Origin of the sequence: Streptomyces sp. NPDC012825 (assembly GCF_042900925.1) — a bacterium.
Taxonomy (GTDB): domain Bacteria; phylum Actinomycetota; class Actinomycetes; order Streptomycetales; family Streptomycetaceae; genus Streptomyces.
The window spans coordinates 214,727-227,880 of sequence record NZ_JBIBBZ010000006.1; the positions used below are offsets into that span (position 1 = coordinate 214,727).

A 13,154-nucleotide genomic window follows, 5' to 3' on the forward strand; every position below is an offset into this window, starting at 1 on the left:
GTGCACACCGGGCCGGCCCACACCGGCCCGGTGTACGGGAGGGGTGCTCCGGGGCCGAGGCCGCCCCGGAGCACCCGTTCACGGGCTGCCGCTACAGCGTGGCGGCGGCGGACTTGATGGCGGCGGCGAAGGTCGAGACCTCCGTGTAGACGCCGGGGTAGCCGGCCCGGGCGCAGCCCTCGCCCCAGCTCACGATGCCGACCTGGACCCAGGCCCCGGCGTTGTCCTTGCGGAACATCGGGCCGCCGGAGTCGCCCTGGCAGGTGTCGGTGCCGCCCTGGGAGTAGCCGGCGCAGATCTCCTCGCTGGGGACGAGGTCGCTGCCGTAGGCGGACTGGCAGGAGGCGTCGGAGACGAACGGGACGTTCGCCTTGAGCAGGTAGCGCTGCTGCGCCCCGCCCTCACGGGCGGCGCCCCAGCCGGCCACCGTGAAGGTGCCGCTGTTGTAGGCGGTGGTCTCGGCGAGCTTCAGGTTGGGCAGGGAGGTGATGGGGCTGGCGAGCTTGATGAGGGCCCAGTCCTTGCCCTTGCCGTTGTAGCCGGGGGCCTGGAGGACCTTGGTCGACCGGACCTTGATGGCGCTGCTGCTCTGGAGGTCCACGACTCCGGCGGTGGCGGTGATGCTGGTGTTGTTGCCGGAGCCGCTCACACAGTGGGCGGCGGTGAGGACGACCTGCGGGCTGATCAGCGAGCCGCCGCAGCCCATGGAGAGCCGCACCATCCAGGGGAACTCGCCCTGGGCGGCGCGGGTGCCGCCGACGACGGGGGCCGGGGCGGCGGAGGCGGTGGTGGTGGGCTGGAGGCTGACGGCCGCGAGGACGACGGCGCCGGCCGCGGCCAGCTTCTGGAGCGCGCGGACCATTCTGTTCTTCGTCACGTGTCTGCCTTCTCTCGTGGGGGGTCGACCTCGACGGTTCATGACATGCGCCCGTCAAGGTGTGGTCCGCATTATGAACAGCGCTCAACCGCCGTCACAAGGAAGCCTTTTCGGCCAGCTGCGATGTGAGGGACCGTACAGTGAAGGAGAGGGGGGATCCGGCATGCCGCACCGTCACGAGGCCGACCGTGTCGTCCACGGCTTTCCGCACCGGTCCGCGGTCGGGGCCTCGCTCACCGCGCTCCACCGCCGCCTCTCCCCCGACGGCGTGCGCCGTTATCCGGCCAGCGTGACCGCCGCCGACGTGGCCCTCGGCGACGGCGAGGACCTGCACCGGGGCACCCGGCGGGTGGCCCGCGCCCTCGTCCGGCACCTGGGGCTGCCCGACGCGCGGGTGACGGTGGACTTCCGGCCGATGGAGTACGCCGGCACCGTCGAACTCGCTCCCGGACCGGAGTACTCCGTGGAGGTGCACGAGCGGTTCCGGACCCGCCGCGGGGACATCGGCGCGGTCCTCGCCCACGAGATCACCCACGTGCTCCTGCACCGCCTCGGCCTGCGCTTCCCGCGCACCGCCGAGAACGAGATCCTCACCGACGTGACCGCCGCCTATCTGGGCGCCGGCTGGCTGCTGCTCGACGCGTACCGCGAGGACGGCGTCGAGCGCCAGCGGCTCGGCTACCTGACCCCGGAGGAGTTCGGCTACGTCCTCGCCAAGCGGGCCGAGGTGTTCGGCGAGGACCCGTCGCCGTGGTTCACGAGCCCGGTGGCGTACGAGGCGTGGGTACGGGGCCGGGCGGAGGCCCGCCGGGAGCGGACGGCGCCGCCGCTCGCCGGGGCGGGCCCGGTCGAGCGCCGCCGGTACGCCTGGGAGCGGCGCCGGGGCCGGGCCGGCGAGGGCGCCCCGTACGCCTTCGACGGCGGGGCCCCCGCGACCGGTGTCTCCTTCCCCTGCCCGGTCTGCCGCCAGCGGCTCCGGATCCCGGCGGGGCGGACGCTGCGGGCCCGGTGCGGGGTGTGCGGCACGGTCCTGGAGTGCGCGGCCTGACCCTCCTCCGCCCGTGTCCGACCGCAATCGATTTGCGCCATGTGCCGACGGCGGGTCAGGGTCGGTGCATGAGCACGTTGTTCGAGGCGATCCTGGACGGCGACGAGGACGGGGCCGTACGGGCCCTGCGGGAAGGGGCCGACCCCGAGGGGCGGGAGGACGGCGAGACCGCCCTGTACCGGGCGGCCGTCGGCGGCGAGGCCGGAATCGTGCGGGTGCTGCTCGCCGCCGGGGCTGATCCGGGCCGGGGCAGCGGCGAGGAGGACGGCGACCTGCCGCTGTGCGGGGCGGCCTGCGGCGGGCACACCGGGACGGTACGGGCGCTGCTGGCGGCGGGCGCGGCGGCGGACCAGGAGGAGGGGTACGGCTTCACCGCCCTGGCCTGGGCCCTGCAGCTCGGGTACGCCGACGTCGCGCGGCTCCTCCTGGAGCACGGCGCCGACCCCGACCGGCGCGGCCCCGACGGGCTCGTCCCGCTCCTCGCCGCCGCCCGGCGCGGCTCCACCGGCTGCGTGCGGGCGCTCCTGGACCACGGGGCGGGCGGCCGGGAGGCCGCGCTGCGGGAGGCGCGGCGGTGGATCGGCGCCGACATCGCGGCCGAGCTGCGGCGCGGGCTCGTCGCCGGGAACGAGGGCGGGCAGACGTACGAGGCGGTGGTCCGCCGGGTCCGGGAGGACGGCGGGATCACGGTCGTCGTGGAGCTGCTGCGGGAGGACGGCGCCCCCGGACGCGGCAACGACCGGCAGACCGGGCACGCGGCGATCGCCACGCTCCTGGAGGCCTCGCTCGGCCTGCGCACCCCCGTCGAGGAGCTGGCGGCGCGGGCGCTGCGGTGCGGCGACCCCGGACTCGACGACTGGACGACGGTCGTGGCCGAACTCGCGGGCCGGGCCGACGAGGAGACCTTCGTGGCGGCGGCCGGCTGGTGCGCCTACCGGGACCCGCTGCGGCGGGCGCTCGGCGCTCGGGTCCTGGGCGCCCTGCCGGACTTCGCGCAGAGCGCCGTGCCGGTCCTGCGGCGGCTCGCGGCGGAGCCGTCGACCGTCGCGGGCCCGGCGCGGGAGCCGGTCCTGTCGGTGGTCACGGCGCTCGGGGAGTGCGCGGACCCGGCGGCCGTGCCCGAACTGCTCGCGGCCGCCGGGCATCCCGACGCGGTGGTGCGGAGGGCGGTCGCGGGCGCCCTGGCCGGAATCGTCCCGGCCGGGCACGTCGAGGCCCTCGGGGTGCTGCTCGCGCTGAGCCGGGACGGCGACGCCCGGGTGCGGGACTGGGCGACGCTCGCGCTCGCCGAACTGCCCGACGACACCCCGCTCGTACGGGAGGGTCTCGCCGAGCGGCTCGACGACGCGGACCCGGAGACGGCGGCGGAGGCGGCGCGCGGGCTGGCGATCCGCCAGGACCCGCGCGCCGTCGACGCGCTCGCGTCGGTCCTCGCGGACGGCGAGGCGGACGGCGCGGCGCGCGAGACGGCGCTCGCCGCCCTCGAACACGTCCGGGACCCCCGGGTCAGGACCCGTCTGGAGTGGACGGCCCCGCGCCGGAGCTGAGCGCGGGCACCCGGCTACGGGGCGGGCGCGGGCCGCGGGGCCGGGGCCGGCCTCGCGGGGAGCCGGCCGGTGCGGCGGGCCCACGCCTCGAACGCCACGGTCGCGAAGGGCGGTACGGCGGCGAGCAGGGCGAGGAGCGTCGTCCGGCCCGGCCCCCACTTCAGCCGGACCGCCACCAGGACCGTCAGGAGCCCGTGGACGACGAAGGCGGCTCCGTGGAGCGCTCATGACGAGCGCGTGGTCCGTGCCCACGTCGAAGAGCGGCACGGTCGTGACCGAGGAGGTACGGAAACGCACGACCGGGCCGCGCCCCTCGCGGGATCACGCGGCCCGGTCTCCTCGTCCCGTACGGGATCAGGCGTCGGCGGCTCCCGGGCGGGAACCGCGCGAGCGGCCCGTGCCCGCCGTCCGGCGCCCGCCGCGGCCGGACCCGGCGGAGGTGGAGGCGGCGGCGCGACCGCTGCCCGCGCCCCGGCCCGTGCCGGAACCACGGCCCCCGGCCGTACCGGAAGCGCGGCCCCCGCCCGTACCGGAGCCGCGGCCTCCGCCCGTGCCCGTGCCCGTGGTGGCGCCGGTGTTCCCGGCGGCGGCCGGACGGCGACGGCGGCGACCGCCGCCGTTCCCGGCACCGGTGCCGGACCCGGCGGGCTTGCGGGGCGGGGTGGGCTGCGGGGTCTCGATGACGATCGGGACGCCCGAGGGCTCCCGGGCGCCGGTGAGCTCGGCCAGTTCCTCGTCGCTGGACTTGATCTGCGCCGTGCGGGGGCTGATGCCCGCGTTGGACATCAGCCGGCCCATGTCGCGCTTCTGGTCGGGCAGGACCAGGGTGAAGACGCTGCCGGACTCGCCGGCGCGGGCGGTGCGGCCGCCGCGGTGGAGGTAGTCCTTGTGGTCCATCGGCGGGTCGACGTTCACGACCATGTCGAGGTCGTCGACGTGGATGCCGCGGGCCGCCACGTTGGTCGCGACGAGCGTGGTGACCTGGCCGTTCTTGAACTGGTCCAGGGTGCGGTTGCGCTGCGGCTGCGAACGCCCGCCGTGCAGGCCGGAGGCCCGTACGCCGTTGGCGAGGAGCCGCTTGACCAGCCGGTCCACGGACCGCTTGGTGTCGAGGAAGAGGATCGTGCGCCCGTCGCGGGCCGCGATCCGCAGGGTGACGGCCTTCTTGTCGGTCTCGTCGGCCACGTACAGGACGTGGTGCTCCATGGTGGTGACCGCACCGGCCGACGGGTCGACGGAGTGCACGACCGGGTCGTCGAGGAACATCTTGACCAGGCGGTCGATGTTCCGGTCGAGGGTGGCCGAGAACAGCAGGCGCTGGCCGCCCGGCTCGACCTGCTTCAGGAGCTTGGTGACCTGCGGCAGGAAGCCCATGTCGGCCATCTGGTCGGCCTCGTCGAGGACGGTGACGGCGACCTGGTCGAGCCGGCAGTCGCCGCGGTCGATGAGGTCGGCGAGGCGGCCGGGGGTGGCGATGAGCACCTCGGCGCCGCGGCGCAGCGCGGACGACTGCCGGGTGATCGACATGCCGCCGACGACGGTGGTGATCCGCAGCCGCAGGGCACCGGCGTACGGGGTGAGGGCGTCGGTGACCTGCTGGGCGAGCTCGCGCGTGGGCACCAGGACGAGGGCGAGGGGCGCGGTCGGCTCGGCGCGGCGGCCCGCGGTGCGGGCGAGCAGGGCGAGGCCGAAGGCGAGGGTCTTGCCGGAGCCGGTGCGTCCCCGGCCGAGCACGTCGCGGCCCGCGAGCGAGTTCGGCAGGGTCGCGGCCTGGATCGGGAACGGCTCCGTGACGCCCTGCTCGCCGAGGGTCCGCAGCAGGCCCTCGGGCATGCCGAGGTCGGCGAAGGAGGCCACCGGGGGCAGCGCGGGCGTCACCGACACCGGCGGCGTGAACTCGCTCGGCGGCGGGGGCGCGGTGGGGCGGCGGCCACCGCGGGAGGCCTTCGGCTGGGACGTGGACTTCGCCTGCGCGGTGCGGGGGCCGCGCTTGTGGGGGCGCTCGGAGCGGGTCATTCGTGCCTTTCTGGCCGGTGCGCCGCCGAGCCCTTCTGGCCGGTGCGCGGCGCAGCCGGGGCCCGCACCTGCGCGATGCGGGCCCCGGCTGCTCTGTCCGGAACACGTGGTACGGCTCCGGTCGTCTCTCTACCGGAACAATAGTGCGCCCCGGGACCTTCCCGCCCCGCCCGCCCGATGCCCGGACGGATCGGCCCAGCCCAGCGGTCCCCGACGTGGTTCACCTCACACGTCCTGGGCGCCCCGGCCCCGGCGGCTTACCGCTCCGGGGCTCCGGGGCCGGCGGCCCGCACTCGGGGATCAGACCGCGGTGGTCTCGCGCTCCGCCCGGCTGCGCTCGACGCAGAACTCGTTCCCCTCGGGGTCTCCCAGGGTGACCCAGCCGGTGCCGTCCGGGTTGCGGCGGTCGTCGAGGAGGGTCGCCCCGAGGCCGACGAGCCGCTCGACCTCCTCGTCACGGGTGCGGTCCTGCGGCTGGAGGTCGAGGTGGACCCGGTTCTTCGCGACCTTCGGCTCGGGCACCTGGATGAAGAGGAGCGAGGCCCCGGACGACTCGACGAGCGCCTCCTCGTCCCCCGGCACGTCGTCGTCGGAGACCTTCGAGCCGAGGACCTGCGCCCAGAAGGACGCGAGGGCGTAGGCGTCGGCGCAGTCGATGGTCACGTGGCGTACGAGAGAGGTCATGGCGCCATGATCCCCGCCGGGGCCGGGGCGGGGCCACCACTTTGCGGTTCTCCCACCCCCGGATGATGCCCCGTTCCCGGGCGGCGGCGAGCCACACCGGGAACCCGGAGAGGAGCCGGTCGTACAGTTCGGCGTCCAGGATCCGGTCGGGGTCCTGTCCCGCGTGGAAGAACCCCGCGTTGTCGACAGGCCGTTTTCCCGGGACGTCCAGCTCGTCCAGTCTGCGCAGGAAGTCGAACTGCCGACTGTCGGGGTCGCCGAAGCCGATGAACTGCCAGAAGATCGGCAGCCGGGCCGCCTTGCACACGTACCGCTCGGCCGCCGGCTTGCTGGTCGGCCCGCCGTCGGTCTGGAAGACGACGAGCGCGGGATCGGTCGCCCCCCTGTCCAGGTAGTGGTCGACGACCGCGTCCATGGCCAGGTGGTAGTTCGTCCTCCCCATGTGCCCGAGCCCGGCGGCGATCCGGTGGATCCGTCCCTTGTGGTCGTCGAGCCGTATCTCGCTCTCCGCGTCGACATCGGTGGAGAAGAACACCACCGGCACCCGCCCGTCGTCGTCCAGGTGCGCGGAGAGCCCGAGGACCCGGTCGGCGAGCGCCTGCACGGCCCCGCTCCTGTAGTACGGCCGCATCGACCCCGAGTGATCGACGACCAGGTGGACGGCGGCCCGCTGCCCGTCGATCCCGTGCCGCCGCAGCGACTCCCCCGCCGACTTGTAGAGACTCACGAGCGCGGGCGCGGTCTCCTCGACCTTCCGCAGGCTCGGTGCCATGGGCGTTCCCCCTCGTACGTGGCCGCGTCCGACGTGCCGTCGAGCGTACGACAGCCTTCGCGTGACGTTCCGTCGGTACGGCTCCGCTCCCGGTGGACCTCTGGAATCATGGGCGCCCAGGTGTGCGGGGCGGGGAGCGGGGGCGAGGGTGGGCTCGATGACGGACTCGGACGGAGAGCCGGTCGCCGGCAGACGGCGGGCGCTGCTCGTCGGCGTGGGCCGGACCGCCTTCCTGGAGCGCGACCCCGGTCTCGCCGCGCGCTTCCCCCGGCTCGGGTTCGTCGACCGGGACGTCGAGACGGTGGGCGCCGCCCTCGCCGAGTCCGGCTACGCGGTCGAGTCGCTGCACCCCCGTCATTCCCTGTCGGAGCGGCAGGACACGAGCGTGGGGTCGATCGTGAGCGCGGTGGAGGAGTTCTTCCTCTCCTGCGGGGCCGGGGACACGGCCTTCCTCTACTTCTCCGGCCACGGCATGTCCGTCGGTGAGCGCGAGTACCTGGTCGCCTCGGACGCGCGGCCCCGTGCCGACGGCTCCCTGATCGCCCAGACCGTCCTCGAAACCGCGCCCGAAGTCCTGCTGGGCCGGATACCCGAGGGCGTCGAGGTCGTCGTCTGCCTGGACACCTGCCGCACCGACCAGCCGCCCTCCGCCGCGATCCCGCACGAGACGCCCCTGGTGGACTCCGCCTACCGCGACGTGGCCTGGCTGCTGGCCTGCGGGCGCGGACAGGCCGCCTACGCGGATCCGGAGAAGGGAAGCCACTTCGGCATCGCCCTCTCCGAGGCGCTGTCCCGCAACAGTCCCCCGAAGACGTTCAAGGAGGTCCACGCCTTCGTCCGCGGCCGGGTCGAGCGGCTCACCGCCAGGCTCGCGGAACCTCCGCCGACGGTCGGGTCCCGTTGTCCGGAAGGACTCGCCGAGCGCCTGGTCGTCTGCCGGGGTTCCCAGGAGACCCAGCGCTGGACCGAGGCCGTCACCGGCTCCGCGCTCTGGCGGCACACCTCGCACGGACCCGACGTCCACGAGCGGGTGAAGGACCGGCTCGCCGATCTGGCCCGTGAGGTCGCGAAGAGCCGCCTGGGCACGGACTCGGCCCTCGCCACGCCCTGGAGCGACCCCGAGTACCCGATCCGGTTCGTGGAGCGGCTCGACCACCTCGTGGAGGCCGCCGCCCTCACCGGCCGGGAGCTCCTCTCCCCCGCCGAGACGGCGGCGCTGCTCGCGGCGCCCCTGCTGCACGAGGGGGTCGTCGCCGTCGCCCTCAGCGAGCTGGCGGCACTGCGGCCCGACCGGATCGACCGGCGCGAGGACGGCCGGGGGCGGGACGCCGTCACCTCGCACGACCGGCTGGTGTGCGACGCCGCGCGGGACGTGGCGCGGGCGCACTCGCAGGTCGGCCTCGCGGCGGAGACGCTGCGGCAGCGCCACCTCCCGGAGCGGGCAGCGGCGGCCGACCACTGGCTGCGGCACCGGTTCATCGCCGACTGGGACCGGCTGTGGGACCGCACCGGCGACTACCCGGCGGTCGACCACCTGCTCGACATGGTGGTGACCGCCGTCGCCGCCGGAGCCCCCGGCGAGCCCACTCCACAGAATCGCACCCTGATCGACCGCCAGGTCCGGCAGGTCCTCGCCCACGTCACGGTCGCCCCCGGCAGCAGTCCCCGCATCAACGACAGCGGCGAACTCCGCTGGAGCACGCACCCCGCCGTGCCCGGCAACACGTGGCGCGGCCCCGACCTCGCGTACCTGGTCTGGCTCGCCGCCCTTCTGGCTGCCGATCCCCGGCGTATGTCGAGCGTTCTCGTCGACCATCTGGGCGCCCACAAACGGTTGGTGCCCTCGGACGTGGTCGTGGCCCTCGCCGAGTACCGCCTCCAGTCCCCCGACGCGCACGCGCGGACGCAGGCGGGTGGCACGTACGACCTCGCCATCGACTTCCTCTGTCCCCATCCCGCGCTGCACGCGGCCGTGGAGGAACTGGCCGCGACCGCCGACGCGTCGGTCCGGGCGCTCCACAAGAAGTGGAAGGAGACGCGTACGGACGCGCCGTACCTGCTGCGCGGCATCCCGCGGAAAGTGACCACCGAGTTCCTGGAGCCGCTGGACCACCAGTACACCAAGCCGCTGGAGCGCTTCCGGCTCGCCGAGGACGAGATCCGCCCCCTGCTCATGGGCACCCAGCTGTACGGCGACAAGATGCTCGCCGTCCGGGAGCTCTACCAGAACGCCCTGGACGCCTGCCGGCACCGGCAACTGCGCGTCGACTACGGCCGGCGGCTCGGCAAGTGCGGGACAGCCGGGAAGGAACCCTGGATCGAGTTCGTCCAGGGGTACGACGAGGAGGACCGTCCCTACATCGAGTGCCGCGACACGGGCACCGGCATGAGCCGCAAGAAGCTCACCTCGATGTTCGCCCGGGCCGGCAAGCGGTACGAGCAGGACCCGGACTTCGTGCAGGAGCGCCGCAACTGGCGACGCGCGGGGATCGATCCGACTCCCTTCAACAGCCGCTTCGGCATCGGGGTGTTCAGCTACTTCATGCTGGCGGAGGAAGTGGTGGTCACCACCGCCACCACCGACCTGCACGGCAACCCGTCCCGTACGGAAGCACCCCTCCGGGCCACCATCCAGTCCGGCTCCGGCCTCCTGGAGATCGTCGAGACCTCCGACGCCCCGGAGCGCGGCGGCACCACCGTCCGTCTCTACCTGAGCGCGGACGGCGAGACCCCGCCGTCCCTGGTGGAGACGCTGCGGAAGCTGCTGTGGGTGAGCGACCACCGGGTGACGGCGGTGGAACTGGACCGCGGGGGGAACCCGGCCCGCTCGGCAAAGTGGACGCCGGGCCAGCTCCAGGCGTCGGAGGTCTGGCCGACCGCACCGGCCGGGGCGGGGACGGACGCCTGGCTCGTCCAGGGCAAGGGACAGCTGCTCTTGGACGGCGTCGTCGTCAAGAACGCACCCGAGGTCGACGGCTACGTCTTCAACCTGCGGGAGCGGGACCAGCCGGTGCCCACCGTGGACCGGAACGGGCTGATCGGCTGGGACGAGAAGGGGGTGATGCAGCGTCTTCTCCTTGGGGTCCCCGAGGCCGCCGGTGCATTCGAGGAAGTGTCACTGCGCTGGCTGTGGGATCTCGCCGATCGCGAACCGAAACTGGCGGTCGCGGTGTTCGACTCGCTCGGCGACGACGTGACGGGGACCCTCCAGGTGTCGTACACCGAGCACAGCCTGGTCTCCTCCACCTTGCCCGCGCGCGAAGTGGGGTGTCTGCCCTCTGACCGGCGTCTCATCCTGCGGAACCACCTGGGACCCCCCTTCGTTCGCGCGCGGAGGGACGAAGGGATCTTGTTCCAACGGTGGCGAGGCTCTCTCCTGGGCGTGTTCAAGGACGTACGCGAACCGTTCTTGCCTCCTGGGTACCCTTCGCCCGTGGGCCTGGACGCGCTGCTCTTCGAGAGGGGTGTCCCCGACGACTCCTGGACTGCGGCCCTGAGGGCGGCAGCGCTCACGGAGCAGTCCCTCGCGGCAGCCGTAAGGGCTCAACGGCGCTTCTCCGTCACCGGGGTGCGAGTGCCCGAGGCCCTGGACGTCCGCGCACTCAGAGACGTGGTCCCGACAGCGATCATGGCCGATCTCCATACCGCCTACTCCGACACTCGCCGTTTCCACGACGGAGGGAGGAACCCGGCACCGGCACGCCTTGCCCCACTTCTTCCCGTCGCAGCGGCCCATGGCATCACCCTGGCCGAGGTGCTCGTCTCCGCACGGAAACTGGTGGACAGTGTGCCCGTGCCGGGCTGGGAAGAACTTCCCCGGTTCCCCGAAAGGACCGTTTCGGAGATGGAGGCCGTGGAACTGGCCGTCCCCCTCGACGCCGTCACGAAGAGGGAGGCCCACCCCTGGCACGCAGGAACCGTCCATGCAGTGGACCTACTGGTCCGAGCTCCCTCCGTCGAACAGCGCGCACGACTCGTCCAACGAATCGAGGAACTGGGGGAACTGGGTTTCACCTTGGGGCAGGACGTCTCGGATGCCACACTCGCTCATCGGCCCCTGACCGGTGACGAACTCCGCCTCCTCTCGTACAACACGAACAACACGCGCTCCTGGATCACCAGCGACCTCACCCTGCCCGATGTCCTCCGGAAGTCACAGCAGATGGGAGTCCCGGTCGGCCGTGTGGTGGAACAGATCAACGCTCTCGCCTCCGCCACGAACGTTTCGGCGCCGCTGGTACCCGAGGCGACCACCGACTGGACCGTTCCCTATTGGGTCGGTGAACTCCTCCTGCAGGAGGAAGAGTTGATCCCGCTCGGACCGTGGAGCACCGCCTCGGCCATGCGCCGCGCCTCCATCGACGCCGGGTTCGCTTCGCTGCGTCAGGATCTGCTCCATCTGGACGCGTGCGGTGTGCTCGCTCCCGGCTGTCTCGCCCTCATCGAGCCGAACATCGATCGAATTGTCGACCCACCTCCGATCGTCGAACGCCTATTTGACGCGATTCGATCGCACCCGACCTCCGCAAAGTGGAGTTGGAACCTCGACACACAAGGCCTCGGAGTCGAACTTCTGACCTATTTGGCCGTGCTGGAGAGAAGCACGATCCACACGCAGATCGAACAGTTGACGGCACTCGCCCCACCGCTTCCGCTGGAAGTCGCCCGCCTTCCCAACCTGCTTGGGACGTTGCCCTTCGGCTTCGAGATCCTGGCACTGTTCGAAATGGACGAGCAGCACTTCATCAAGCTGTCCTTCCGCACTGTTCTCTCCTGCAAGGCTCTCCTCCAGTTCGCCGAGCAGTCGGGCAGAGGACTCGGCGACGCCGTACGCACCGCCCTCGTCTTTCGCCCCGTCGGCGGCCCCTCCCTACCCGGTCCCTTCACCGGTCCCGACGCCGAAGCACTGGAGGACTTCGCTCCGACCAATTTCGACCTGGTCGCCTTCGACCCCGGCCTCCTCGGCCCCGGCGCCCTCGGCCCCCTCGACCTCGTCCTCGTCGCCGGCCGCTTCGGCTGGACGCTGGCGAAGACGTACGAGCGGTACGCGCCCTTCCGCTGTCTCGGGCTCGACGTCACCACGCCGGAGCCCGTCGGCGACGAGCGGGACCTCGTGCCCGACTGGCGTGACGTCATCGTGCTCACCGCCCGGCTGACCGGGCGCGCCCCCGCGCTCGAAGGCGCCGTCGATCCCGACCACATCGTCCTGTGCGCCGAGGAGACCGACCTCACCGAGGAGCAGGTCCTCGACCGGCTCCGGCGGTACGCCCGTCTCTTCGGCCTCGACCTTCCCGCCACCGTCCCCGGAGGATCCCGCCCATGAGCTCCACCGTCCCCTACCGCGTCACCGACCTCCCCCTCGCCACCCCCGTCACCACCTTCCTCTGGGAGTCCCGGGACGGCGTCCGGGTGGAGGCGACCGGAGAGTGCCCGGCCTGCCGGTGTGTGACCGTGCGCGTCTGGGAGGACGTCCAGTACGTCACCAAGGGGCCGTCCGCGCCGGGAAAGTACGTCCTCGACGACGGGGCGCCGAAGTACGCGCGGTGTCTGTGCGAGACCTGGCACGTGGACCGGCCCGCCGGGGTGGAGCAGGGCTGCGGGGCGTCGTTCTGGATCGCCCTGCCGCCGCAGGGGCTGTCGCGATGAGCGAGTTCACTCCGCAGGAGCTGCGGGACGCCGATCAGCGGGTGCTGGCGATGGCGACTCCGCCGGAGCAGTTGCGGGCGGCGCTCCAGCAGGCGGAGGGGTACCGGAACTTCCTCACCACCCTCACCGGGCTGCTGACCGTCGTCTTCGTGCTCAAGGGGCAGGAGAACCTGAGCAAGATGACCACCGGCCCGAGGTGGTGGGTGGTCGGACTGCTCGCCGAGGCCTTCCTGCTGCTGCTCGCCGCCTCCTGGCTGATGGTCTCCGCCGTCCACGAGCGGCCGGGGCGAAAGCTGCCCTCCGGCGCGGAGTACCTGCTGCGGTACGAGCGGGACCGGGCCCGTACCGTACGGCGGATGACCGCCTGGGCCCGCTGGATGGGCCTCGTCGGCGTCCTCGCCGTGTCCGCCGCCTCGCTGGTCACCTGGATCTTCCCGGGCGCGAGCTGACTCCCGTACGAGAACGCGCCGCGGCGCCCACCCAGTCGTCCGGTCGGGGACAGGTCGGGGGGCGCCGCGCTCAGTTCCGTACGTCGTTGTACGGGACGTTCAAAGGGGTGATCCG

Annotated in this window: 8 protein-coding genes and 2 pseudogenes; 5 read left to right on the forward strand and 5 right to left on the reverse strand. The window is 73.1% G+C overall.

The genetic code is table 11. The features are described 5' to 3' along the window. Positions 1-91: 91 nt before the first annotated feature. Entirely contained in the window at positions 92-862 is a 771-nt protein-coding gene (locus ACFY7E_RS16535) for a S1 family peptidase (protein ID WP_383438139.1), read from the reverse strand. A gap of 178 nt (positions 863-1,040) precedes the next feature. Here ACFY7E_RS16535 and ACFY7E_RS16540 point away from each other — a divergent pair, with 178 nt between their 5' ends. Both ACFY7E_RS16540 and ACFY7E_RS16545 read left to right on the forward strand, forming a co-directional pair. Further along, positions 1,041-1,925, forward strand: coding sequence for a hypothetical protein (locus ACFY7E_RS16540; protein ID WP_389485344.1), 885 nt, complete (start codon positions 1,041-1,043; stop codon positions 1,923-1,925). Between the two features lie 68 nt (positions 1,926-1,993). Beyond that, positions 1,994-3,472: an ankyrin repeat domain-containing protein gene (locus tag ACFY7E_RS16545; protein WP_389485347.1), complete on the forward strand. Its 1,479-nt coding sequence runs from the start codon at positions 1,994-1,996 to the stop codon at positions 3,470-3,472. 14 nt (positions 3,473-3,486) lie between these two features. Here the strand turns inward: ACFY7E_RS16545 and ACFY7E_RS16550 are convergent. The 4 genes and pseudogenes from ACFY7E_RS16550 to ACFY7E_RS16565 all read right to left on the reverse strand — a co-directional run. Further along, positions 3,487-3,681: pseudogene (locus ACFY7E_RS16550) on the reverse strand (DUF3817 domain-containing protein); the annotation flags it as partial. Positions 3,682-3,826: 145 nt separating this feature from the next. Further along, on the reverse strand, positions 3,827-5,488 hold the full coding sequence (locus tag ACFY7E_RS16555; protein ID WP_389485349.1) for a DEAD/DEAH box helicase: 1,662 nt from the start codon (positions 5,486-5,488) through the stop codon (positions 3,827-3,829). Between the two features lie 300 nt (positions 5,489-5,788). Further along, entirely contained in the window at positions 5,789-6,172 is a 384-nt protein-coding gene (locus ACFY7E_RS16560) for a VOC family protein (RefSeq protein ID WP_389485351.1), read from the reverse strand. Between the two features lie 58 nt (positions 6,173-6,230). Then, a pseudogene (locus ACFY7E_RS16565) lies at positions 6,231-6,944 on the reverse strand (vWA domain-containing protein); the annotation flags it as partial. A 157-nt stretch (positions 6,945-7,101) separates the two neighbouring features. On the opposite strand from ACFY7E_RS16565, the gene ACFY7E_RS16570 reads away from it, so the two are divergent. From ACFY7E_RS16570 to ACFY7E_RS16580, 3 genes are read left to right on the forward strand one after another with little or no spacing between them, the layout of a single operon-like run. After that, on the forward strand, positions 7,102-12,267 hold the full coding sequence (locus ACFY7E_RS16570) for a caspase family protein (RefSeq protein WP_389485353.1): 5,166 nt from the start codon (positions 7,102-7,104) through the stop codon (positions 12,265-12,267). Further along, positions 12,264-12,590, forward strand: coding sequence for a hypothetical protein (locus ACFY7E_RS16575; protein ID WP_389485355.1), 327 nt, complete (start codon positions 12,264-12,266; stop codon positions 12,588-12,590). The genes ACFY7E_RS16570 and ACFY7E_RS16575 overlap by 4 nt, the downstream gene beginning before the upstream one ends. Then, positions 12,587-13,039 carry a hypothetical protein gene (locus tag ACFY7E_RS16580; protein WP_389485357.1) on the forward strand — a complete coding sequence of 151 codons (453 nt, stop codon included), beginning with the start codon at positions 12,587-12,589 and terminating at the stop codon, positions 13,037-13,039. The genes ACFY7E_RS16575 and ACFY7E_RS16580 overlap by 4 nt, the downstream gene beginning before the upstream one ends. Positions 13,040-13,154 lie beyond the last annotated feature (115 nt).